The organism is Halomonas sp. BLK-85, from assembly GCF_044792155.1.
GTDB lineage: Bacteria > Pseudomonadota > Gammaproteobacteria > Pseudomonadales > Halomonadaceae > Vreelandella.
This window is the reverse complement of record NZ_CP087731.1, coordinates 939,842-962,585: the sequence shown is the minus strand read 5'-3', so window position 1 is coordinate 962,585 and position 22,744 is coordinate 939,842. Positions and strand designations below refer to the sequence as shown.

Here is a 22,744-nt window from a genome sequence, read left to right as displayed (position 1 = left end):
CGGCACGATGGCATTTGTCACGCAAATATCTGGAATAGACATTTAATGTTCTTTTTAAAAGAACAAATTGTCATGATAAATGTATTTAAATTATCTTTTTGATATGTGTATCGTCATTTCACACTGATAATCAAGAAGGAATTGCCCTTGTCTGTCTATCTTGTTGCGTACTTACCACCTGCACTGCTTCTGATGGCCGCTATTGCTGCCTTTTCTCTTTCCAAAGAACATTTACGTTTAACGACCAGGTTAGCCGAAGCGTCTGCATTGACGGCGTTTGGTTTGTCCATTCTGGCGTGCGTAACGCTCATCACTCATGGCCCAGGCACCAGCCCTTTACTGGGTGCAGGCGGGATAGGTCTCTCGGCACGCCTCGATTCCGTCAGTGCTGTCATGCTACTGCTGGTGTCTTTCGTAGGCTGGATTGTTTTGCGCTATTCCTCAACCTATATGAAAGGCGAAGCACGTCAGGGAATTTTCACGGGCTGGCTGTGCGCCACTTTGGTGGCCGTCCTGCTACTGGTACAGGCAGGAAATCTCATCCAATTGATGATCAGCTGGTTGCTGATCGGGGGATTCTTACACCAGTTGTTGCTGTTCTATCCAGAGCGTGCGCCAGCCCAGCGGGCTGCACGCAAGAAGGCCTTGACCAGCCGGGTTGGTAATCTGGCGCTTCTGATGGCTGTCCTGCTGCTTTTTTTCGGTTTCGGTACCACCGATATCGCCGCTATCAGTGAGGCCATTGGTGATGGGGCAAGCCCGGCTATAGCCCCTTGGGCGGCGGCAATGCTTGTGCTGGCCGCGCTGGTTAAATCCGCTCAGTTTCCCTTGCACAGCTGGCTGACTGAGGTAATGGAAACACCCACACCAGTATCAGCGCTGCTGCATGCTGGGGTCATCAACGCCGGCGGTTTTCTGCTGATTCGTCTGGCGGATGTGATTCTGCTTTCGCCCGCCATCATGGCAGTGCTCGTCATGGTCGGCGGTTTTACGGCGCTGTTAGGTGGCTTGACGATGCTGACCCAACCGGCAGTCAAAACGTCGCTGGCGTGGTCAACGATTGCCCAGATGGGCTTTATGATGTTGCAGTGCGGGCTGGGGCTGTTTCCCATCGCGCTGCTTCATATTGTGGCCCATTCCCTCTACAAAGCTCATGCGTTTCTCAGCGCTGGCAGCGCTGTCGAACAAGTTGCCAAGGTGCGCCGCCCCGGCCCTATCGCGATTCCCAGCGGCGCTGCAGTGGCGCGCGCATTCCTGGTAGCCCTGCTGTTATACGGGTTGGTTGGCACATTTTTCGGGTTCGATAGCAAATCGCCCCAGGCAATTGCATTGGGTGCAGTGCTGATACTGGGGGTAGCCTACTTGCTGGCCCAGGGGCTGGCCGATACCGCTCCCAGGATTCTGACCCAGCGTACGGCTCTCTATTCCCTGCTGGCCGGTATTGCTTATTTTGCGCTTCAAACCATTGCCGAGTGGCTCACCCAGGGTACTCTGCCGCCAGCGCCAGAACCGCGTCCGCTGGAGTGGGCACTGCTGACCCTGGTGGTGCTGAGCTTCGGTCTCGTCGCTATTGCCCAGGCCATGTTTCCCCTGTGGGCTTACCACCCTGCTGCCGCTGGCTTGCGGGTTCATCTTTCGAATGGTCTTTACATCAACGCACTCTTTGACCGACTGGTTGGTGGCTGGTCTCGCCCGCGTCAATCGAAAAAAGGGGTTTCCCAATGACACATGTACATCCTACTGATCAGCAAGCCGGCGTACTCGATGCTGCTGCCGCAGCGGTGTTGAACATACCGCCACTCTGGCCTCTGGATTCCAGTGTCGCGGTCAACCCTTTCCTGGGTCAGGCTCAACTCGACCTGGCGAGTACTGGCGCAAGGCTGGGACGCGTAGCGGGTGTCTCGGTTACCATGCCGCGTCACTGGTATCACGCACGCATTGTTAGCGGTGAAATAACGGATCATGACCTTTCGGCTGCACTGTCGCGGGCGCCCGCTGAGCTTGGGCCATTTGACCTGGAAGCATTGAAAACGGCTGCAGCCAAGCCATCTCTCCCCCCCGAAGCCTTGCCCACAGTGGCAGACCTGGCCGCGGACACGTCTGGCATCGACTGGCCAGCATTTCTGGCGGAGCGCTTTGGCGCTTGGGCGGCGGCCTATTTTGACCAGGGCCAGGCGCTCTGGGCGGCACCGCAGGACACCAGTGCCTATGCGGCTTGGCGGGCCTTCGCAAGTCGCGATCTGACACCAGAAATAGGCGGACTCAAGGGGTTTGCCGCACACGTCAATAATGCCCCCGAAAAGGCTGAAGACGTCATGAATCGGGTGGTTGAAAGACTTGATCTGCCACCGCAAGCGCTTGACACCTATTTTCACCAGCTATTGATGACACTTGGCGGCTGGTCACAATGTGCCCGCTACCGACTCTGGAAAGCAGACCAGAACGGCACCTCTGATAGCACTGCCCGGGACTTTCTTGCCATTCGGTTACTCTGGGAAGAAGCGTTTTTCATCCAGTATCAGACGCCGCTCAAGGAGCAGTGGCAGGCCGTGGTGGCCTCCCATTCTGTTCCGCCCGAACCGGATCCCGAAACGCAGATTGATGCCATTTTGCAAGACGCTGCCGAATGCTCATCTCAGCGCGCCTTGGCCGCCACCTTGAAGGCACCATCCGCCGCAACGCAGGGCACGCGCCCAACGATGCAGGCAGCGTTTTGCATTGACGTGCGGTCGGAAGTGTTTCGTCGGTCTCTAGAGTCGGTCGATTCCGGTATTCGCACCCATGGCTTTGCCGGTTTCTTTGGCCTTCCGGTGGCGCACCGCCGCTTTGCCTCCGACCTGTCGGAGCTGAGACTGCCCGTTCTGTTAACACCGGCCGTGTCGTCGTGTGCCACCGGTGCAGAAGAGGTCGACGCCGACCTGAGGAGCCGCTACACCGCTCGGGCAGTAAGAGCCTGGAACCGGTTCAAACTTGCAGCCGTGTCCTCATTCGCGTTCGTGGAGGCGGCTGGCCCGATTTACGTCTCCAAGCTGTTGAGCAGCGCTTTCCATCGAACATCCGCCAGTGTCCCCAAGGACCCCGTACCGCGTTTCGACCCACCGCTGGATGAAAAAACACTGGCTGATACTGCGGAGAAAATCTTACGCGCCATGTCGCTGACCCGCGACTTCGCACGCCTTGTACTGATGACCGGTCATGGCGCGCAGGTAGTTAACAATGCCCACGCCAGTGCCCTTCACTGCGGTGCCTGTGGCGGTTACTCGGGAGACGTTAATGCTCGACTGCTTGCTCAGTTGCTCAACGACCAAGGCGTCAGACAAGCGCTTGCGACCCGTCATATCGTGATCCCCGAAGACACCCTCTTTCTGGGTGCCTTGCACGATACCACCACCGATGCTGTCATCCTTTTCGACACTGACAATCCTTCCGAGGAACATTCAGCCGATATCGAGATGGCACGGACACTATTGACCCGAGCCGGATCTCTGTCTCGAACGGAGCGCGCCTTGCGCTTACCGGGAGCCAGCAAGGAGCAAGACGTCATCAAGCGTAGCCGCGACTGGTCAGAGGTACGCCCTGAGTGGGCGCTTGCCGGCTGTAAAGCCTTTATCGCCGCGCCACGTCAGCGAACCCAAGGTAAAAACCTGGAAGGCCGCACGTTTTTGCACGACTACGACTGGCAGCAGGATGAAGGCTTTGGCGTGCTGGAACTGATCATGACCGCTCCCGTGGTGGTCGCCAGCTGGATAAGCCTGCAGTACTTCGGCTCAACCGTGGCGCCCAAGGCATTTGGCGGCGGCAACAAGCTTCTGCACAACGTGGTGGGTGGAATGGGCGTAGTAGAAGGTAATGGGGGTGTTCTGCGCCCTGGTCTGCCCTGGCAATCCGTTCATGACGGCGAGCATCTGGTCCACGAACCGCTTCGGCTCTCAGTGTGCATTGAGGCTCCTAAAGATGCCATAACGCACATATTGGAACAGCATGCCAACGTGCGCGCTCTCTTCGATAACCGCTGGCTGCACTTGTTTGCCTTGGATGAGAAGGGCCATATGGCTTGGCGTTACGCCGGTGATCTGGCGTGGCAGTCCGTCGAAGCCGCAACCAACACAGCGACGTCTTGAGTGAAAGCTGCCAGGCTCCTGATGTTGGAGGAATCTTCATGCGCATGTCGCCCTGAACCTATCCGGGCTTGCCCCAACGCCAGGATTATCCCAAGGATGACAGCGCCTATAATGGCGTCCCTGGCAGGATTCGAACCTGCGACCTGCCGCTTAGGAGGCGGCTGCTCTATCCAGCTGAGCTACAGGGACATAACGGAAGGGCAGGTAGTATAACGGCTGACGGCGCCAGCGCCAACCGCTGGGTGCAAAACACCTCTATGATCAGCGGGTTAAATCCACCCTAGCAGGCGTAATACAAAGATGCCCAGGGTAACGGTCAGGCTGGCCATCAAGGTCGTGATGGCTACAATATTGGCCGCCAAGTCCGTGTTGCCGCCCAGCGCCTTGACCATCACAAAGCTGGCGGCTGCCGTCGGGCTGGCAAAGAACAGAAACAGCAGCCCCAGCTCACGCCCTGAGAAGCCGATCAGCCAGGCTGCTAGCGTGGAGACAATCGGCAGCACCACCATCTTCAGCAGGCTGGCGCCTACCGCTGCCTGGCTGCCCTGGCGCAAGGATCTGGCCGACAGCGTCGCCCCGATGCAGATCAACGCCAGCGGTAACGTCAGGGAGGCGAAATATTCACCCGATGTCAGCACCCAGTCGGGCAAGGGGATTGACAAGGCGGCAAAGGGAATGGCCAGCACAACGGCAAGGATCAATGGATTTCTAGCAATGCCGAGCAGCAGAGGGCGCCAACTCAAACGCCTCTCCGGATGAAAGGCCGTCAGTACAATCACCGACAGGGTATTGTAGGTCAGGATGACCACCCCCAGCAGTACCCCACCGGCGGATAACCCGTAACTGCCATACATGGCAGCCGCCAACGCCAGGCCGACGACGCCGCAGTTACCGCGAAAAGCGCCCTGTATGTAGACCCCACGATCCACGAAGGGCACTCGCCGCCACGCCCATAACCAACTGAGCGCCAATTGCCCGACCGTGGCAATAACGAAAAACACCAGCAACGACACATTCAGGGCCACACCCAGATCGGCCTGTATCAGGCTCATAAAAATCAGCGTTGGCAGTGTCGCCTTGAATACCAGCGCTGAGGCGGTGTTGATAAAGGCATCGTCCACCCAGCCCAGACGTTTCAGCCCCACGCCCAGAAAAACCATTACGAATACAGGCAGGGTGACATCCAGCGTGCGTGCAAACAGTTCGAACAGGCTCACAGTCCCCTCCTGGTTCAATCATGCGGGTCAACTCAATCAGGTACTGCCTGCAAATCCGGCCTGCCGGGTGTTCGAACAATCACGGCGTTGCGGCCATTGTTCTTGGCCTCATAGCTTGCCGCATCTGCACGGGCCATGGCGTCCTGAATACTGTGATCATTCTCACCAAAAGCCGTGACGCCAACACTCAACGTCACCGCATACTGTTTCCTCTGATAGGTAACAGAGATTTCACTGACAGCCTTGCGTAGCGAATTCGCAATCTTGCTGGCCTGATTCAGTGTACAGCTGGGCAAGAGTACCCCGAATTCGTCACCCCCCTGACGTGCCACGTGGTCACTGCGGCGCACTTTCCAGGCCACCACCTGGGCAATCCGGCGCAGCATTTCATCGCCCAGTGCGTGTCCACCTTCATCATTGATCGGCTTGAAATAATCCAGATCAAACAGCACCAAAACCGATGGTGTCGCGGTTTTATGATATTCCACAAAGGCTTCTTCAAGGCGACGTTCAAAGCCTCGACGGTTCAGCAGCCCCGTCAACGGGTCATGTTCAGCTTCCCAGCGCTGCAGTGCCTCTTGCTCGCGGCGTTCGGTGATATCCTTGACGACTCCTACCATACCCAGCGATTGCTCAGTCTTGGAAACCATGACAACCCGCGCGTGCACATTCAGCCAGAGGGTTTCGCCATCGCTACGCACAAAGCGCAACTGGCGAATAAAGTCTCGATGGGTTTTCAGGCTGTGTTGCCACATATCAAATGCACCCTGACGGTCATCCTCATGGACTTGCTGTAACCACGCCGACATTTGCACGGTAGCCGGCATGCCCAGCATTTCGAGAAGCGCCGGGTTCATGTAGTTGATACCACCATCAAAGTCGGCCACAAACATGCCTTGCGGCGTCGCACTCAGCACGGAGTCCAGAAACGCTTCCCGCTCCTGCAGACTGTTCAACAAAACCTGGCGCTCTTGCTCTACGCGGTTAAACGTCAGAGAAACATCCCTTAATTCACGCATACTGGTCATCAGCGCGACCTTGCTGCGCCGCCCGCAACCGACTTCAGCAATCTGGTATTCCAGCTGGCGTAAAGGCCGCAACATGCGGCCGAGAATCCACCACAGCAATGGCATCATCAAGATGGCAAGCGCCAACCAGGCCCACCATAGCGTCTGAATATAGCCGACCAGCAGTGTCTGGGCCTCATTCATGGTAAGAAAGCGCCCTACCACCCAGCCCGCTGGCCATACCTGACTATAGGACTGCAAACCAGACTCGTCATCGATTAAAGGGCCAACCGCCTGTCCTTGCCAGCCATCCAACGCCTGATTCAGCCAGGGGTTATCGGCAGGGGGTGGCACATCTTGCATGATTTTCTGTTGATCTGGGTGATAGAGGAATTTCCCGGATGCCGTCATGATAGCGACATAGTTGCCAGGCCTTGGCTGCATACGGGAAAGACCTGAAAACAGACCGCTGGTTTTCAGGCTGACGATTCCTCCCACATAACCAACAAACCGGTTATCTTCATCAATCCTTGGAATACCGACAATTACCAGGGGATATTGGCTGACCGGACCGACAAAAGGCTCACTGACGTAAGGCTTGCGACTGCCTTTGAGCATACGGAAAAACTCTGTTCCAGCGCTTTCAAACCCTATACGGTTATCAAGCATCGGCCAATCAGCGACAATGACACCATTGGCGTCAGCCACCAGCAGCCCCTCAAACCATTCCAGCAATACATCATTTTCAGCAAGCACCTTCTCGATCAGGGTCGCATTTTCCTGGTCATCAATGGAAGCTGCTAACCGTTCGAGGGATTTGATGCGTGCATGCATCTGCTGAGAAACCTCATCAGCCAACATGCTGGAATCATAGCGCAAATGATCCATATTGCTTTGTTGCAGCATGGATTGCCCAAGGTACCAGGCCATCGCCAGCACCAGGGCCACAATCGCCAACCAGGTAAGCGCCAACCCGACAACCAGTCGTCCCCGTAAGGTGACTAACCAAGCCAATATTTTCCAGTTTCTGGGTGACGCCACGCATTATCCTTTTAAAGGCAGGCCATTGATTAAAAAAATATTAAATGAAGTTTACATTATCCAGCGTATTGGTAATCAAAGGTTTTTAACAGCCCTTTAATGAATAAAGGGCGCCAAAAGGCGCCCTTGAGTCGTCCAGCCGTCTGCTTAACCAGCAAATGGCGATCAATCACTGATAAACCGGAAAACGCGAACAGACCTGCTCAACTTTGCTTTTGACCGCCTGCTCGGTTTCGCTGGAGTCTTCACCGCGCGAAAGCACGTCAAGAATATCGCAGATCCAGCCCGCCAGATGGCGGCATTGGTCTTCCCCAAAGCCGCGTGTGGTCACAGCAGGTGTTCCGATCCGTAACCCGGAGGTCACAAAGGGGCTTTGCGGGTCATTGGGCACGGCATTCTTGTTTACGGTGATATGTGCTCGCCCAAGCGCTGCGTCTGCATCCTTACCGGTGACGCCCTGCTTGACCAGAGACAGCAGGAAGAGGTGATCTTCAGTACCGCCAGAGACGATATCGAAACCACGTTCGATAAATACCTCGGCCATGACCTGTGCGTTCTTGATGACCTGCTGCTGATAGACCTTGAACTCGGGCGCCATGGCTTCCTTGAAACAGATTGCCTTGGCCGCAATCACGTGCATCAGGGGGCCGCCCTGCCCTCCCGGGAAGACCGCTGACTGCAACTTCTTCTCGATATCGGCATCGCCCTCAGCAGAGAGAATCACCCCGCTGCGCGGGCCGCGCAGGGTTTTGTGCGTCGTCGAGGTAACCACATGGGCGTGCGGGAGCGGGCTGGGGTAAACGCCTGCAGCCACCAGGCCTGACACGTGGGCCATATCAACCAGCAGGTAAGCGCCCACTTCATCGGCTATTTCACGGAACCTGGCCCAGTCAATAATTTGCGAGTAGGCCGAGAAACCGGCAATGATCATCTTCGGCTGATGCTCACGCGCCAGTGAGGCTACCTGATCATAGTCGATCAGTCCCTGCTCATTCAGGCCATACTGCACAGCATTGTAATGCTTGCCGGAAAAATTGGGCTTGGCCCCGTGGGTCAGGTGGCCGCCGGCGTCAAGGCTCATGCCCAGAATGGTATCCCCCGGCTTGACCAGCGCCTGAAACACAGCGCTGTTCGCCTGGGAGCCGGAATGCGGCTGAACGTTGGCATAGGTTGCGCCAAACAGCTCCTTGGCGTAATCAATCGCCAGGTTTTCCGCAATATCAACAAACTCGCAGCCGCCGTAGTAACGCTTGCCCGGATAGCCTTCTGCATATTTATTGGTCAGCTGGCTACCCTGGGCTTCCAATATCCGGGGGCTGGCATAGTTTTCGGACGCGATCAGTTCGATGTGGGCTTCCTGGCGCTCCACTTCTTTCTGCATGGCATCAAACAGCACATCATCGAATCCGGCAATTTTCATGTCGCGGCTGAACATCGGCGGTAAACCTCATAGCGAAAGGTCAGACTGGAAAAACAGTTAGGACCCCTATCATAACGCAGGCGAGCAAGGGTTTCATTGCTTGTTGATCAAGTCGATCATGAATACGGCTCATGGGGTTTCCAGACGGATTTCCAGGAGGTCATTGAGCTGGTTCAGCACGCTCAGCCGTGCACGCCGCTTGTCATCCGTATTGATCAGCTGCCAAGGGGCGCCCTGGGTGTGGGTATGGCTCAGCATATCGTCAAGCGCCTGTTGATAATCGTTCCACCGTTGACGGTTTCGCCAGTCCTCATCCGTCAGCTTGTGCTGCTTGTGCGGGGTATTGGCGCGGGCGTTAAAGCGCTTCAGCTGCTCGTCCTTGCTGATGGCAAGGAAAAACTTGCCGACGATGGCGCCATGAAGCCGCAGCTGATGCTCAAAATGGCAGATCTCCGAAAACCCTCTCTCCCAGGCACTTCGCCTGGCAAAGCCTTCTACCCGCTCGACCAGCACACGCCCATACCAGGTGCGATCAAAAATTGCCACGCGGCCATCCTGGGGCAGACGTCGCCAGAAGCGCCACAGCCAGGGTTGTAAACGCTCTTCGTCGGTGGGTGCCGCCACGCTGTAGACCCGATAGTAGCGGGCATCCAGGGCGGTGGTTACCCGGTGAATGCTGCCGCCCTTCCCAGCGGCATCATGCCCTTCAAACGCCAGCACCACAGGAATGCCTCGTTGCAAACAGCGCCTATGGTTGTGGGCCAGCCGCGCCTGTAGCTCATCAAGCGCCTGGCGATAGACCTTTTTGGGAATTTTTGAACCCCCGGCACTGCCCTTGGATGCACCTGCGTCATCAACCGCCAGGCGCCGAGGCGGCAGGCAGTTGTCACCTCTGGCCGGATTCCTTGCCGCCTGCCAGGATTGGCCTGCAGACGCAGCCGGTACTGGCGCGGGTTGGGACAATGCATCCTGCAACAGGGCAATGATTTCATTCAGCTGTTGCGACGGTGTCTCACTGGCAATACAGTGCCAGGGTGCATGGGCAGTATGCGTCGCCGCACGCATCCGTTCGGCATACTGCTGGATAGGAGCATACTGGGCATGGCGTTGCCAATGCCTGTCGCTCACCTGCCAGGCATACGCCGGGTCAGTCTGTAGATGATGCAGGCGCGCTGCCTGCTGCGCTTCACCAATATCCAGCCAGACTTTCACCACCACCACGCTGTCATGCGCCAGCGTGGTTTCAAAGCGATTGATTTCGTCCAGCCGATCAGTAAAGGCGCCCGCCTGGATGCGCTGCTCCACCCGGGCGTAAAGAACATCGCCATACCAGCCATGTACGAAAACGCCAACCCGACCGCGGGCAGGCACCCTGCGCCAGTACCGCCACCAGTAGGGGCGTAGACGATCTTCCTCGCTGGGTGCCAACGCATGCACCTCGGTCTGGCGATTTTCCAGCCAGTGGTTGAGCTGGTTGACCAGCACGCTTTTATGGGTGGCTGCATGACCCGCCACAACCAGTATCACCGCTTTATCTTCCCGCTGCGCCATCTCCAGCTGGGCTTTCAGCAGGGCATAGCGCCGCGCTTTTTCATCCAGACCCGTCATGGTTACGCCTCTCCCAATAACCCAAGGCTGGCTGCAGGCGCCTGGCGACGAAGCCCGCGCGATAGCCAATGGCCAATCACACCGATAAGCAGCGCGCCGCCGAGAGGCAGCACCAGCCACAACATCCCATGCAGGCGCGGCGGCAGGTCCAGCCAGTAGATATAAAGCACTCCGGTGGCAAGCTCTGCAAGGGCCGCGCCCATCAAACCGCTGGCAACGCCCAGCAGGGCATACTCGGCGCCCTGAATACGTGAAATCATCCGATTGCCTGCCCCGAATACCCGCAGCAGGCCACTTTCATGGGCACGTACCGGGCGGCTGGCCGTCAGGGCCGCATACAGCACGCTTACTCCGGCCAGCAATACCAGCGCCAGAATCAGCTCGATGGCACGCGTGACCTGGGTCAGCACATCGCGCACCTGGCCAAGAATGGCATCAACGTTAAGCAAGGTAACGCCTGGAAAGCGCTCAACCAGCTCACGGGTCAGGTTCTGTTCGTCCTCAGGCAGATAGAAGGCCGTAATAAAGCTATGGCCAAAGGTTTCCAGCACGCCGGGGGGGAAAATCACATAGAAGTTCGGGTTGAAGCTATCCCAGTTGAGGCTGCGCAAACTGGTTAAACGGGTCTTGATATCACGCCCGCCAACGCTGAATGTCAGGGTATCCCCTAACCCCAGCCCCAGGCGATTGGCCAGACCATCCTCCATGGAGACCGGCACCGGCGGCATCTGCTCAACGGCATCCAGCTCGGCCATCCAGCCGATGGAGGGCACCTCTTCGCCAGCATCGACGTCGAACCACTCTCCGGCCACTACTTCATTTCCTTCAGGAAGTTCTGCCTGCCAGGTGAGGTTCAACTCGCGGCGCAGGGCGTTATCACCGCGCGCCTCTGGGTCAACCGCCTGCTGGGGTGGCTTATCATTGATCCGGGTAATGCGCCCGCGCACCATCGGATAAAGAGTGCTTTGCGCCGCTACGTGCGGCGCAATCGTCTCTTCAAAGGGATCCCGCTCGGGGGGCTGAATGTTGAGAGCAAAATAGTTGGGCGTATCCTCAGGCAGCTGGGCCTGCCAGGTGGTCAGCAGATCACCGCGCACCAGCACCATCATGGCCATGGCAAAGAAAGTCACCGAAAATGCCAGCAGCTGACCCAGCCCTGCCTGACGCCGCCTGGCCAGCTGGCGCCCTCCCAGGCGCAACGCCTGCTGCCATTCGCCATGGCCTTTCAGGCCTTGCACAAGACGCAGCACAGCGTTCAGCAACAAGGCACTCAATGCCCAGAGCAGTAGCAGCATCACACCGCCACCGGCCAGCAGAGCGAGCGACAGCACGGCACTGCCCGAATAAAGCCACAGCAGGCCCCCGAACACCAGGGCCGCAAATACCACCACCAGCCAGGCTGAAGGCGGCAGCGGGTCGAGCTCCCGACGCAGTACCTTGAGGGCGCTGACCCGTTGGATACGTAACAGGGTCGGGCCGGCAAATCCCACCAGCACGGCAATGGCGGTAAAGACGCCCAGCAGCAGCGGCATGATACCCGGTGGTGGCAGCGTCATGGGCAAGAAATTGGCCAGCAGCGCCAGCAGGATGGCCTGCCCCACCAGACCCAGCAGTGCGCCCAACAATGAGGCCACCAGCGCCAGGCCGATCAGTTGTAGCCCGAAAATGATACCCAGCTGCTGCTGGCTGGCACCGAAACAGCGCAGCAAGGCAGCGGTATCCAGGTGTCGCTCGACATAGCGGCGAGTTGACATGGCCACGGCGACGCCCGCCAACAGCACCGCTGCCAGACCGGCAATACCCAGATAGCTTTCCGCCCGCTCCAGCGCATTGCCCAGCTGAGGCCGGTCCGCGCGAATGTCACGCACTTCAACGCCGTCACGGCGCAACTCATTCAATAATGGCTGAACGGCGTCGAGGGCTTGCGGCGGCCCTGCGGCGAGAATCTCGAACTCCACCCGTGAGCCTTCCTGAATAAGGCCGGTTGCCTCAAGATCGTCAACATGCACCATCAGGCGCGGATTGAAGTTACCAAAACCTGCCGATTGATCCGCTTCCCGTTCGATGAAGCCTGTAACCGTCAAGGTGGTGCCGCCCACCTTGATCTCATCCCCCAGCGCCAGATCAATCAGATTGGCCAGGCGAGGGTCTGCCCAGGCTTCCCCGGCAGGCGGGCCGGAGGCCAGAGATTCCACGCCGTCTCCGCGCTCAACCTGGGAGACCCCGTAATGCGGGTAGACATCATCCACTGCCTTGAGGCTGGCCGGCTGGAAGCGTTCACCTTTGCGAATCATCGATACCAGATCCACCTGATCGCTCAGGGTAAACCCGGCGCCTTCCAGGGCGTCACGGACATCGGGGGCAAAGGGGTCGCGCTGCTCAATGACCAGATCGCCGCCCAGCAGCTGGCTGGCCTGACGTTCCAGCCCGCGCTCGATACGGTCGATAAAAAAGGCAATCATGGTCGATGCCGCAACGGCCAGCACCAGGGCCGCAAACAGGGCACGCACGTCTGCTGCGCGTAAGTCACGCCTCAGACTACGTCCTGCAAGGCGAAGATTATTGGCCGTCATGCACTTTCCCCGCTGGACACATCAGCCTCAGGCTGAAATTCGCTGAGATAACCGTTTTCAAGACGCAGGCAGCGGCTGCAGCGCCGCGCCAGGGCCTGGTCATGAGTCACCAGTATCAGGGTTGTGCCGGCCTCCTGGTTCAGGAAAAACAGCAGATCAATCACCTGGGCGCCAGTTTCCGGGTCAAGGTTGCCGGTGGGCTCATCGGCAAACACCAGTTCCGGGTCGGTTACAAAGGCACGGGCAATCGCCACTCGCTGCTGTTCGCCGCCGGAAAGCTGCTTGGGAAGATGGCTGGTACGCTCGCCAAGCCCAACCCGCTCCAACCAGTACTGAGCTGTCTTCAGCTCGCCGGAACGGGGTGAAAGCTCAAGTGGCAGGAGTACGTTTTCAATGGCGCTCAGGGTCGGTAACAACTGAAAATTCTGAAACACGAACCCTACCCTGCCGGCACGCAAACCTGCCCGTCCGTCTTCATCCAGCCGGCCCAGAGCATGGCCAAACATCATCAGCTCGCCTTCACTGGGAATATCCAGTCCTGCCAACAACCCCAGCAGAGTGGATTTACCCGCCCCGCTTTTGCCAAGAATGGCCACACTTTCACCCGCCACGACGTTAATTGACAGGTTCTGTAATATGGATAATGTGCGTTCACCACTGGTAACGGTCTTGCATAAAGACGTTGCCTGAAGCACCGTGTTTGCGGCACCTTGCTGGCCAGAAGCGGTCAACGTTTCAGGCGTCACCCTGGATGATGAATCAGAGGAATCGGACATGAAGCGGAGTACCTTTTCAATAAGTGCTTTGTTAATACAGACGTTGTCAATAAAGGCGGGTTGGGGAAGACCCGGGTCCACAAGTGTGGCATGGCCGCTTGCGGTACTGCTAATGATGTTTGTCTTCTCAGTACCGGCCACCGCTCAGGCAGATGAGCGTCTGCGTCTGATGGTGATGGGTGATAGCCTCAGCGCTGCCTACAATATGGACCAGGAACAGGGCTGGGTCGCTCTCCTGGCTGAACGCCTGGGCGATGATGTCGACGTGATCAACGCCAGCGTCAGCGGTGAAACCAGCGGTGGCGGTGCCCAGCGCTTTCCTGACTTATTGCAACAGCATGAGCCTAACATGGTTCTTCTCGAGCTTGGTGGCAACGACGGTTTGCGCGGCCTTTCGCCACAGCAACTGCATGACAACCTGGCCCGGATGATCGAACAGAGCCAGGCCATGGATGCCGAGGTGATTCTCCTGGGTATTGATATACCACCGAACTACGGCGCCGCCTACCGAGAGGCGTTCAAGGACGTTTTCACCCGGCTCGCCGACCATTACGACGTTGCTTTGCTTCCTTTTCTGCTTGAAGGGGTGGCCCTTGATGACGAGCTGATGCAGGACGATGACATTCATCCTACCGCAGAAGCGCAGCCCATCATTCTGGAAAACGTCTGGCCATTGCTGGCCCCCAGAGTAGAGCGGCAGCTTGCCCACCAGGCCAGCGACTGAGGCAGTGTATCAGTCAGCGGTTTGCTGGCGTTGCTGCAGCCCCAGACCACCGAGTATCAGTACCAGCCCGACCAGGGTGGAAGGCAGGATAGGTTCACCGACCACCCAGAAAAGCAACAGCAGCGAGATGGGCGGCGAAAGAAAGATCAGGTTGGAGACCTTGGCGGTGCGCGATACCTTATGCACTGCCAGCTGCCAAAGAATAAACGCAATCCCCATCTCAAACAGCCCCACGTAGACGCCCGCACCCAAGGCAGGCCAGCCATGCCAGTTAACCCCTGGCCCGAACAGCAACAGTACTGTCAATACTGGCAGGCCGACGCTGAAGTTCTGCCATTGGCCTACCAGCGGCTCGCGGGCATCCCGCGCATTGAGTAGCCAGTAAAGCGCCCACAACAGGGTTGAGGCCAGGGCCAGCAGCACCCCAAGGGAATCGGCAAACTGCACGTTCAGCACCTGCCCGCGGGTGGCAATCACCCAGACGCCCGCATAGGCCACCAGCCCGGCGACGATATCCATGCGCGTCAGCCGCTGGCCCAGAATTGGCACGGCGAGCAGGGCCATCGCCAGCGCCCAGGTGTAGTTGAGCGCCATGGCTTCCTGCCCAGGCAAGCGGTCGTAGGCGGCAAACAGCACCAGATAGTAGGCCACCGGGTTCATCAGGCCGGCCCAGGCCGCCGTGCGCCAGCCTGACGACAGCGCCTGCCGCCCCTGGCCACGCCATACCACCAGAGCGCCCATCAATAGCCAGGACACCAGTGCCGCCACCCACATCAGTTCTAACGGTGTCATCCATGCCAGCGCCACCTTGAAGGCCGTCGCCACCGTCGACCACAGCATGACCGCGCCCAGGCCATAGAGGATTGCCTGCCTATCCTGATTCATGCTTCATCCTCACAGGGACTCTCTCTATCTTTCCTGGTCAGCGGGCACGCACTCGCCCTGGTAACTTGCGCTGTCGCAGGGATCCAGCACATATAACGAGACATCACGCCACTCCTATGTGGGCAAAAAGCTTGCTAGGCTAAAAGCTGAGCTTCATCATTTTTTTCATTTCAAGTGATTGGCAGGCAAGATGAAGGCTCTGGGCTTGCGATGGCCTTAACATAACAGCCGTGGAGGCGTAATGGCAGGACCTGACATTTCTCAGACGCAGATCTATGAATGGCTGACCGGGGATGAAAACACGCGGATGTGTGACGACATTCCTGACAGTGCCTGCAAGGATCAGCCGCAAAACTTTATGCGCCACCTGTGGGCCTCACTGGGCAACAAGCTGGCTGATGAACTCTCCAGTGCCCGGCTGGTACTGCCATGGTTGATGGGGGTGATCGGCGCACCGGTCTGGATGGTCGGTCTCTTGGTCCCCATTCGCGAGTCGGGCGCCCTTTTGCCGCAAGTGTTTGTCGCCGGTTTTATCCGACTCAAGCCCCAACGCAAATGGGTCTGGGTGGCCGGCGGGTTGCTCCAGGCGCTGAGTGCCCTGGCACTGGCACTGCTGGCGCTCTTGGGCAAGGGCACCCTGGGAGGAGCGCTGGTATTAGCCTCACTGGTGGCACTGTCCCTGGCTCGCGGACTTTCTTCGATTGCCACCAAGGATGTAATGGGTAAGACCATTGCCAAAAAGCGCCGTGGCACCCTGATGGGCTGGAGCGGCAGCGTTGCCGGGGCGGCTACTCTGCTGGCCGGTGGCGTACTGATGCTGTTCGAGGACCGACCCGGCCAGCTTGCATTAGCCATACTGCTTGGCATTGCAGCACTTGGCTGGGCGCTTAACGCCTTCTGTGCAGCACGCATTCAGGAGTCACCCGGGGCTATCGACGGCGGCGAAAACGCCTGGGACAGCCTGAAGCTTGGTCTTTCGCTGCTTAAAGAAGACCGCACCTTTCTACACTTCAACCTGGCCCGCGCCCTACTGCTGTCAAGTGCTCTGGCCCTGCCCTATATCGCACTACTCGGCCAGCAGCAGAGCGGCGCTCAGCTGGGGGGCCTGGGTCTGCTGGTGGTAGTATCCGGCCTGGCAGGCATGCTGGCTGACCCTGTTTGGGGCAAGCGGGCGGATACCTCCAGTCGCCGGGTCATGCGCGATGCCGCGGCGGGCACCGTGTTTTGCTGCCTGGCTGGCGCCCTGCTGGCCTGGCTACCGGCCGTTTGGACCTCACAAATCTGGCCTTATGCGTTGATCTATGGATTATTGGTCATTGTCCATCACGGAGTTCGCCTGGGGCGTAAAACCTATCTGGTGGATATGGCCAGACAGGATAATCGCGCCCTTTATGTGGCGCTTTCCAATACCCTGACGGGCATTTTGATGTTGATAGTGGGGGGTGTCCTTGGCGGTTTGGCCCAATGGCTTGGCAGTGGGGCATTGCTGGTTGTACTCGCCGCAGCGGCCCTTGGTGCCATACTCAGTGCCCAACAACTGCCAGAAGTAGAATAAGCGAGTGAACTTAATGACGTAGCGGAAGTAACAGAACCATGGCGTCAGAACCTGTCAAAGTATCAAGCATGGATTGCATTACCTGCTGTAGCTCGACAATATAGCTAGCATGGTAAGCAAGCCAGACAAGGCGACATTTGCTATTGTGGTTCTGATACACTGTTAAATAAACTGACAAGCACCCAAAGAAGTGCCGATTGACCATGGCTCACTTATAAAATGGTCGGCGGAAAGGACTGGAGCTGCAACAGGAAACTCTTAATGAAACGATCTCCCTTGATCAGCCCGGAATTACTCGAGCGGATTGTTGACGCTTCCGAAGACGGCATTGTAGTTGCCGAACAGGAAGGCGACGAAAATATTCTGATCTATGTCAACAAAGGCTTCGAGCGACTGACAGGCTACAGCGCGGACGAAATCCTCTATCGCGATTGCCGTTTTCTACAGAACGATGACCGCGACCAGGAGGCGCTTAAGGCAATTCGGGTCGCACTGAAGGAAGGAAGGCCCTCGCGTGAAGTGCTGCGCAATTACCGCAAGGACGGCAGCACCTTCTGGAACGAGCTGTCCATCACGCCTGTCTACGATGAAGACGACAAACTGATGTATTACATCGGCGTACAGAAAGACGTTACGGAACGAGTCGAAGCCCAGATGGCACTTGATGCCCTGCGCAAACAGCAGGAAGATACCCACCAATAGCGGGAAGAAAGCCTGAGCTATCAAAGTCCAATATCAGTAAAAGATGCATCAGGGGGCTTGATCTCCAACCCCGTCAGCGCTATACAGCGATAAATGCAGCCATGTTGTTGGTGACTGTCGCGATATGACACTGCCCATCACTATGGTGACGTCTAAAGCTGCCGGTTTACCGGCTTGGGTTGGAGAGCCTTGATATGCGCCGTGACCCCATTGATCGCAGCACCCATTACTATTGCCCGTCTGAACATCCCTCGGCGTTTCCCGACAACGATGACCTGGATTCCCAGGACGCTGTCAACGACGACCAGTATGGGCGCAGCCGTTCGAGTAAACGCGATACGCTGACAGCCCGACGTCGCGTTGAAGCACTACTTGAAGAGCGTCGTCTGCGTAAAGCCCTTGACGACGACTGGTACAGCGACGACTGAGTGCTGCATTCCCTGGCCTGGCCTTCGTCGCATCTGAGCAGTGCCCGGTTTCAGCATAGGGTGCTGGCCTTTAGTCAAGCTCGGCACTATCATCATGAAACACCTGCCTGGTGTAACGGTTGAACCGTTGTCCACTGTTTTGCTCACCAGGTAAGCAGTGACTTTTTCAATCACTATCGTCCATTTCCCAACCTATCGGATTTCCATGGCGCAATACGTTTATACCATGAACCGGGTCGGCAAAATTGTGCCACCCAAGAAACAGATTCTTAAAGATATCTCACTGTCTTTCTTTCCTGGTGCCAAGATCGGCGTACTGGGTCTGAACGGTGCAGGTAAATCGACGCTCCTGCGTATCATGGCCGGTGTCGATCAGGAGTTTGAAGGCGAAGCCCGCCCCATGTCAGGCATCAATGTCGGCTACCTGCCCCAGGAACCGGCGCTGGATGATGACAAGAACGTTCGCGACACCGTCGAAGAGGCGCTTGGCGCACTGAAAGAGGCGCAGGAACAACTGGACGCCGTTTATGCGGCCTATGCCGAGCCAGACGCCGACTTTGATGCTCTGGCCAGCGAGCAGGCCCGTCTCGAGAACATGATTGAGGCCGCCGATGCGCATAATATCGAGCGTAAGCTTGATGTGGCCTCCGAGGCGCTGCGTCTCCCCCCCTGGGAAGCCACAGTCGGCCACCTGTCGGGCGGTGAACGTCGCCGGGTAGCCCTGTGCCGTCTGCTGCTCTCAAATCCTGACATGCTGCTGATTGACGAGCCTACCAACCACCTTGACGCCGAATCCGTTGCCTGGCTGGAACGCTTCCTGCACGATTATAGCGGCACGGTTGTCGCCATTACCCACGACCGTTACTTCCTGGATAACGTGGCCGGCTGGATTCTCGAACTTGACCGCGGTCAGGGCATTCCGTTTGAAGGCAACTATTCTCAGTGGCTTGAACAGAAAGATCAGCGCCTGAATCAGGAAGCCAAACAGGAAGCCTCGCGCCAGAAAGCCATCAAGCAGGAGCTTGAGTGGGTGCGCTCCAACGCCAAGGGCCGTCAGGCCAAAAGCAAGGCACGCCTCAACCGCTTTGAGGAAATGCAGTCGGGTGATTTCCAGAAACGTAACGAGACCAACGAGATCTATATTCCGCCAGGCCCGCGCCTGGGTGATAAGGTCATCGAGTTTCACAATGTCACCAAGCGGTTTGATGACAAGCTGCTCTACGAAGACCTGTCGTTTAGCATTCCGCCCGGCGCCATTGTCGGGATCGTTGGCGGCAACGGCGCGGGCAAGTCGACGCTGTTCAAACTGATTACCGGTCAGGAACAACCCGATGCCGGCGAAGTGGTCATCGGTGAAACCGTCGACATTGCCTACGTTGAACAGCTTCGCGATGCTCTGGATGACAAGCAGACCGTCTGGGAAGCCGTCTCAGGGGGCCAGGATATTCTCAACATCAATGGCTATGAAGTGGCGTCGCGCGCCTACGTTGGGCGTTTCAACTTCAAGGGTAATGATCAGCAAAAGCGTCTGGATGAGTTATCCGGCGGTGAACGTGGTCGTTTACAGCTGGCACAGACCCTGAAACAGGGCGCCAATGTATTGCTGCTGGACGAACCTTCCAACGACCTGGATATTGAAACCCTGCGCGCCCTGGAAGAAGCCCTGCTGGCCTTCCCTGGCTGTGCCATGGTGATCTCGCACGACCGCTGGTTCCTCGACCGCATCGCCACTCACATTCTGGCGTTCGAAGGGGATTCCCAGGTGGTGTTTTTTGACGGTAATTACACCGAATATGAAGAAGATCACAAAAAGCGCGTCGGCAATGACACCCCCAAGCGCATGAAGTACAAGCGTATCGACGCCTGATCGAGGCGTTCGACAGACAATGCTGCTGACTGGCACCCCGACGTTTGTTTCCCTCAGAAACAGGCCACGGGGTGCTTTTTTTAACTCTGCCTTCAGGTCTGATTGGACCACTGACGCCTTTGGCACTACCCATCAGGGAGTTTTTCCATGGCCGACAAGCGACCAGATTCGCCACCCAGCCTTTTGATCACAGGTTGCTCAAGCGGCATTGGTCACGCTGCTGCGCGCACCATGCAATCGCGTGGATGGCGAGTGTTGGCAACTGCCAGACAGCCTGCCGATGTCCAACGCTTAAAACAGGAAGGCCTTGAAGCCTTTCAGATTGATCTTGCCGACAGCCGCTCGATCCAGGCTGGCGTGGCAGAGCTGATGACGCGTACCGGGGGCAAGCTTGATGCACTTTTCAACAACGCCGCCTACGGGCAGCCCGGGGCAGTGGAGGACCTGAGCCGCGAGGTGCTGCGCCAACAACTGGAGGTCAACCTGCTGGGCACCCATGAACTGACCGCCCGGGTTCTGCCGATGATGCGCGCGCAGGGCCACGGCCGAATCGTCCAGAACAGCTCCGTGCTTGGGTTTGCTGCACTCCCCTATCGAGGCGCCTATATATGCTCTAAATTTGCGCTTGAAGGGCTGACGGATACCCTGCGTCTGGAGCTGGATGGCAGTGGCATCCATGTCAGCCTGATCCAGCCTGGCCCGATCAACAGCCGTTTTCGTGACAATGCCTACCGCGCATTCAAGGACAATATTGATGCCGTAAATAGCGCTCATGCCTCGACCTATCAGAAGGTACAGGCCCGACTGGCAGGAGCGGACAGAGGCAAGACACCCTTCGCCCTTGATCCTGATGCTGTCGTAAACCGATTGATTCACGCACTGGAGCATCCGCGCCCAAAAGCTCGCTATGCGGTTACCTTGCCTACGCGGTTATTCGGCCTGTTAAGACGCATACTGACAAGCCGGGGCATGGATGCCGTCCTGCTACGCTCAACGCGTGCTGAGCGTCGTTAGGCGCCTCCTGATGGCGTCTGCTCGACCTTGTCCGGACAAACACGAAGGCTCACCTCGCCTTAACGCCGTGGTCAGCCTGCTGGCCAGGTGAATTCCCGCCCACCCATGAGGTGCATGTGGATGTGATAGACCGTCTGGCCACCCATTTCATTACAATTCATCACTACCCGATAGCCGTCTTCAGCAAAGCCTCTTTCCCTGGCCAGCTGGGCGGCGGTGTACTGCAGGCGACCGATCATCGCCAGATCAGGCTCTTCAATATCATTGAGGGTCGCAATATGCGTTTTGGGAATAATCAGAATATGCGTGGGTGCTTGCGGATTGATATCGTTAAAGGCCAGCACCTCATCGTCTTCATAAACGATATCCGCGGGGATTTCACGCTTGATGATCTTGCAGAACAGACAATCCATGAAAAGCTCCTGACTCAGGATGTGGCGGGTTGTTGGCCAGCGGTGACAGCAGGCACTGTACTTCCAGCTTAGCGAAAACGGCGCTGGGCGAGCAAATGACGGACCAGCGGGGCAAGAATCAACTCCATCGCCAGTGACATTCGCGACCCCGGCACCACCAGGGTGTGGGGGCGTGACATGAAGGCGTCCTGGATCATCGCCAGCAGCCAGGGAAAATCCACTTTTGATGGGTCACGGAAACGAATGACCACGAAGGACTCGGAGTCAGTCGGAATATCCTGCACCTCGAAAGGGTTAGACGTATCCACTGTCGGAACCCGCTGGAAATTGATATGGGTGCGCGAGAACTGTGGTTGGATGTAGCGCACATAATCATCCATGCGTCCCAGAATGGTGTCTATAACGGCTTCCTGAGAGTAACCCCGCATCTTGGTGTCACGATCGATCTTCTGGATCCACTCCAGGTTCATGGTGGGGGCCACGCCAATCATCAGGTCCACATGACGGGCAATATCGTAGTCTTCCGTCACCAGGCCGCCGTGTAACCCCTCATAAAACAGCAGATCCGTACCACAGGGTAATGACTGCCATTCGGTAAAGGTACCTACCCGATACCCCGCCTCGATCTTCTGTTTATCTTCCGCGTGGATATAGTGACGGAACTGTCCTGTGCCGTGTTCACCGTATTCGCTGAAAAGGCCTTCAAGACGATCAAGCAGGTTGGCTTCTACCGCAAAATGCGAGAGCTCATCCTTGCGCTCCGGTTCTTCACGAAACATGCGATGCAGCTCTTTGCGGGTATAGCGGTGGAAGGCATCGCCATCCACCATGGCCGCATGCACGTCCTCACGCTGGAACATGCGTTCAAAGCTGCGCCGCACCGTGGTGGTACCCGCCCCGGATGAGCCTGTCACAGAGATAATCGGATATTCGCGGGACATCAGCAAAGTCTCGCTTTGGCCAGGGCCTGGACAACCTCGGCCGGCACTGCCACCGGGGTACCCGCGGTGCTGTCCATTACCAGCAGATTAAGACGTGCCGTTGCCACCAGCCGGGCGCCTTCATCCGCGAGCACACGGTGATAGACGCTCAACGCTTTGCCAGCCGGATCAGGAATCGCGGTTTCGACCACCAGAATATCAGGGCAACGCGCTTCACTTTGATACTGCACGGCCAAATCCGCCACCACGCTGTGGTAACCCGCGAGGTCCCACTCGGGATAGCCCACCGCCATCAGCGCCTGTGAACGGGCCTCATGAAGCAAGGACACCAAGGCATCATGACCCAGATGACGGCCATAGTTCATATCCGTCACCCGCACACTGACCGAATGATGGTGAATCACCGCATCAGTGGGAAAGTCGAGCTTTACACGCTCCATTTTTCGGGCTCC

General features: G+C 57.5%; 18 protein-coding genes and 1 tRNA gene. 8 read left to right on the top strand and 11 right to left on the bottom strand.

The annotated features are described in order from the left end of the window. Window positions 1–147: 147 nt before the first annotated feature. Together LL947_RS04240 and LL947_RS04235 are read left to right on the top strand one after the other, a co-directional pair. Complete coding sequence (locus tag LL947_RS04240; RefSeq protein ID WP_499834061.1) at window positions 148–1,725, top strand: proton-conducting transporter transmembrane domain-containing protein; 1,578 nt, start codon at window positions 148–150, stop codon at window positions 1,723–1,725. Then, the gene (locus tag LL947_RS04235; protein WP_499834060.1) at window positions 1,722–4,121 is read left to right on the top strand and encodes a YbcC family protein; all 2,400 of its coding nucleotides are present in this window, start codon (window positions 1,722–1,724) and stop codon (window positions 4,119–4,121) included. The genes LL947_RS04240 and LL947_RS04235 overlap by 4 nt, the downstream gene beginning before the upstream one ends. Before the next feature lie 112 nt (window positions 4,122–4,233). Here LL947_RS04235 and LL947_RS04230 read toward each other — a convergent pair. The 7 genes from LL947_RS04230 to LL947_RS04200 form a co-directional block, all read right to left on the bottom strand. Continuing rightward, window positions 4,234–4,310: transfer RNA gene (locus LL947_RS04230), tRNA-Arg, on the bottom strand. A gap of 80 nt (window positions 4,311–4,390) precedes the next feature. Then, on the bottom strand, window positions 4,391–5,338 hold the full coding sequence (locus LL947_RS04225) for an AEC family transporter (protein ID WP_499834059.1): 948 nt from the start codon (window positions 5,336–5,338) through the stop codon (window positions 4,391–4,393). A 32-nt stretch (window positions 5,339–5,370) separates the two neighbouring features. Further along, complete coding sequence (locus LL947_RS04220; protein ID WP_499834058.1) at window positions 5,371–7,386, bottom strand: diguanylate cyclase; 2,016 nt, start codon at window positions 7,384–7,386, stop codon at window positions 5,371–5,373. A gap of 169 nt (window positions 7,387–7,555) precedes the next feature. Next, entirely contained in the window at window positions 7,556–8,821 is a 1,266-nt protein-coding gene (gene glyA, locus LL947_RS04215) for a serine hydroxymethyltransferase (protein WP_499834057.1), read from the bottom strand. 114 nt (window positions 8,822–8,935) lie between these two features. After that, a complete protein-coding gene (locus tag LL947_RS04210; RefSeq protein WP_499834056.1) occupies window positions 8,936–10,414 on the bottom strand; it encodes a polyphosphate kinase in 1,479 nt (492 codons plus the stop codon). Between the two features lie 2 nt (window positions 10,415–10,416). Further along, complete coding sequence (locus tag LL947_RS04205; protein WP_499834055.1) at window positions 10,417–12,987, bottom strand: ABC transporter permease; 2,571 nt, start codon at window positions 12,985–12,987, stop codon at window positions 10,417–10,419. Then, window positions 12,984–13,763, bottom strand: coding sequence for an ABC transporter ATP-binding protein (locus LL947_RS04200; RefSeq protein ID WP_499834054.1), 780 nt, complete (start codon window positions 13,761–13,763; stop codon window positions 12,984–12,986). The genes LL947_RS04205 and LL947_RS04200 overlap by 4 nt, the downstream gene beginning before the upstream one ends. A gap of 112 nt (window positions 13,764–13,875) precedes the next feature. On the opposite strand from LL947_RS04200, the gene LL947_RS04195 reads away from it, so the two are divergent. Further along, window positions 13,876–14,487: an arylesterase gene (locus LL947_RS04195; RefSeq protein WP_499834371.1), complete on the top strand. Its 612-nt coding sequence runs from the start codon at window positions 13,876–13,878 to the stop codon at window positions 14,485–14,487. Between the two features lie 9 nt (window positions 14,488–14,496). Here the strand turns inward: LL947_RS04195 and LL947_RS04190 are convergent, their stop codons facing one another. Further along, on the bottom strand, window positions 14,497–15,372 hold the full coding sequence (locus LL947_RS04190) for a DMT family transporter (RefSeq protein WP_290820684.1): 876 nt from the start codon (window positions 15,370–15,372) through the stop codon (window positions 14,497–14,499). A 241-nt stretch (window positions 15,373–15,613) separates the two neighbouring features. Here LL947_RS04190 and LL947_RS04185 point away from each other — a divergent pair, with 241 nt between their 5' ends. The 5 genes from LL947_RS04185 to LL947_RS04165 all read left to right on the top strand — a co-directional run bounded on the left by LL947_RS04185 (window position 15,614) and on the right by LL947_RS04165 (window position 20,938). Further along, complete coding sequence (locus LL947_RS04185; protein ID WP_499834053.1) at window positions 15,614–16,927, top strand: MFS transporter; 1,314 nt, start codon at window positions 15,614–15,616, stop codon at window positions 16,925–16,927. Between the two features lie 261 nt (window positions 16,928–17,188). Continuing rightward, window positions 17,189–17,629, top strand: a complete 441-nt coding sequence (locus LL947_RS04180; protein ID WP_290820680.1) for a PAS domain S-box protein — start codon at window positions 17,189–17,191, stop codon at window positions 17,627–17,629. A gap of 194 nt (window positions 17,630–17,823) precedes the next feature. Next, the gene (locus LL947_RS04175; protein WP_404416699.1) at window positions 17,824–18,057 is read left to right on the top strand and encodes a PA3496 family putative envelope integrity protein; all 234 of its coding nucleotides are present in this window, start codon (window positions 17,824–17,826) and stop codon (window positions 18,055–18,057) included. A gap of 205 nt (window positions 18,058–18,262) precedes the next feature. Further along, the gene (ettA, locus tag LL947_RS04170) at window positions 18,263–19,924 is read left to right on the top strand and encodes an energy-dependent translational throttle protein EttA (protein ID WP_499834052.1); all 1,662 of its coding nucleotides are present in this window, start codon (window positions 18,263–18,265) and stop codon (window positions 19,922–19,924) included. Window positions 19,925–20,071: 147 nt separating this feature from the next. After that, window positions 20,072–20,938, top strand: coding sequence for an SDR family NAD(P)-dependent oxidoreductase (locus LL947_RS04165; protein ID WP_499834051.1), 867 nt, complete (start codon window positions 20,072–20,074; stop codon window positions 20,936–20,938). Between the two features lie 71 nt (window positions 20,939–21,009). On the opposite strand, the gene LL947_RS04160 is transcribed toward LL947_RS04165, so the two are convergent. From LL947_RS04160 to LL947_RS04150, 3 genes are all read right to left on the bottom strand, one after another. Continuing rightward, on the bottom strand, window positions 21,010–21,351 hold the full coding sequence (locus tag LL947_RS04160; RefSeq protein ID WP_290820672.1) for a histidine triad nucleotide-binding protein: 342 nt from the start codon (window positions 21,349–21,351) through the stop codon (window positions 21,010–21,012). A 68-nt stretch (window positions 21,352–21,419) separates the two neighbouring features. Continuing rightward, window positions 21,420–22,292, bottom strand: a complete 873-nt coding sequence (locus tag LL947_RS04155) for a phosphoribulokinase (RefSeq protein WP_290820670.1) — start codon at window positions 22,290–22,292, stop codon at window positions 21,420–21,422. Then, the gene (locus LL947_RS04150) at window positions 22,292–22,732 is read right to left on the bottom strand and encodes an acyl-CoA thioesterase (RefSeq protein WP_404416689.1); all 441 of its coding nucleotides are present in this window, start codon (window positions 22,730–22,732) and stop codon (window positions 22,292–22,294) included. Before LL947_RS04150 ends, LL947_RS04155 begins: the two co-directional genes overlap by 1 nt. Between the last annotated feature and the right edge of the window lie 12 nt (window positions 22,733–22,744).

What these genes read in the sequence shown, in the direction of transcription:
- LL947_RS04175 (WP_404416699.1), top strand. Translation starts at nt 17,824, where the DNA reads ATGCGCCGTGACCCCATTGATCGCAGCACCCATTACTATTGCCCGTCT.
- LL947_RS04200 (WP_499834054.1), bottom strand. Translation starts at nt 13,763, where the DNA reads ATGTCCGATTCCTCTGATTCATCATCCAGGGTGACGCCTGAAACGTTG.
- LL947_RS04185 (WP_499834053.1), top strand. Translation starts at nt 15,614, where the DNA reads ATGGCAGGACCTGACATTTCTCAGACGCAGATCTATGAATGGCTGACC.
- LL947_RS04205 (WP_499834055.1), bottom strand. Translation starts at nt 12,987, where the DNA reads ATGACGGCCAATAATCTTCGCCTTGCAGGACGTAGTCTGAGGCGTGAC.
- LL947_RS04150 (WP_404416689.1), bottom strand. Translation starts at nt 22,732, where the DNA reads ATGGAGCGTGTAAAGCTCGACTTTCCCACTGATGCGGTGATTCACCAT.
- LL947_RS04155 (WP_290820670.1), bottom strand. Translation starts at nt 22,292, where the DNA reads ATGTCCCGCGAATATCCGATTATCTCTGTGACAGGCTCATCCGGGGCG.
- LL947_RS04235 (WP_499834060.1), top strand. Translation starts at nt 1,722, where the DNA reads ATGACACATGTACATCCTACTGATCAGCAAGCCGGCGTACTCGATGCT.
- glyA (WP_499834057.1), bottom strand. Translation starts at nt 8,821, where the DNA reads ATGTTCAGCCGCGACATGAAAATTGCCGGATTCGATGATGTGCTGTTT.
- LL947_RS04180 (WP_290820680.1), top strand. Translation starts at nt 17,189, where the DNA reads ATGAAACGATCTCCCTTGATCAGCCCGGAATTACTCGAGCGGATTGTT.
- LL947_RS04210 (WP_499834056.1), bottom strand. Translation starts at nt 10,414, where the DNA reads ATGACGGGTCTGGATGAAAAAGCGCGGCGCTATGCCCTGCTGAAAGCC.
- LL947_RS04190 (WP_290820684.1), bottom strand. Translation starts at nt 15,372, where the DNA reads ATGAATCAGGATAGGCAGGCAATCCTCTATGGCCTGGGCGCGGTCATG.
- ettA (WP_499834052.1), top strand. Translation starts at nt 18,263, where the DNA reads ATGGCGCAATACGTTTATACCATGAACCGGGTCGGCAAAATTGTGCCA.
- LL947_RS04160 (WP_290820672.1), bottom strand. Translation starts at nt 21,351, where the DNA reads ATGGATTGTCTGTTCTGCAAGATCATCAAGCGTGAAATCCCCGCGGAT.
- LL947_RS04195 (WP_499834371.1), top strand. Translation starts at nt 13,876, where the DNA reads ATGATGTTTGTCTTCTCAGTACCGGCCACCGCTCAGGCAGATGAGCGT.
- LL947_RS04165 (WP_499834051.1), top strand. Translation starts at nt 20,072, where the DNA reads ATGGCCGACAAGCGACCAGATTCGCCACCCAGCCTTTTGATCACAGGT.